This window comes from Treponema sp. R6D11 (genome assembly GCF_054786075.1).
Genome location: NZ_BDHD01000806.1, coordinates 1 through 508 on the forward strand (window position 1 = coordinate 1; position 508 = coordinate 508).

Below are 508 nucleotides of genomic sequence, written 5' to 3' on the forward strand. Positions count from 1 at the left end.
AGACCCGCGCGAGGAAAAGACAAAAGAGATATTAAAAGACCTGTACGATACCTGCTGTGAATACGAAGGAGCAGGGCTAGCCGCTGTTCAGGTCGGCCTTTTGAAGAGGCTTGCAATTGCAACAGACGGCGAGCGTGTCATCGAGCTTATAAACCCAAAAATCGTCAAGGCGAAAGGCGTTCAAGACGGGCCTGAAGGTTGCCTTTCTGTGCCAGATACTGTTGGGCTTGTTGAGCGGCCGGAATGGATTATGGTCGAGACGGACACGACCGCCGGCGGCAAGGCAAGGCATGAAGCAGAGGGTTTATTAGCGCGCGCGATTTGCCACGAAATGGATCACATGGATGGCATATTATTCACAAGCAAGGCGAGAGAAATTAAGAAAGAAGTCGAATAAATGCAAGCGATAAACGGCATTACATACGAAAAATTAGAGGAATATATGCTCTCTATCGGCGAGAAGAAATTTCGCGCTGAGCAAGTTTTTCGTTGGCTTGGGAAAGGAGCC

General features: G+C 49.0%; 2 protein-coding genes. Both read left to right on the forward strand.

Annotation, left to right across the window (positions count from 1 at the left end; translation table 11 throughout):
• On the forward strand, positions 1-397 hold a 397-nt coding region (def, locus tag ACYVTD_RS16225; RefSeq protein ID WP_461248710.1), incomplete at its 5' end, for a peptide deformylase.
• On the forward strand, positions 398-508 hold a 111-nt coding region (locus tag ACYVTD_RS16230; RefSeq protein WP_461248711.1), incomplete at its 3' end, for a hypothetical protein.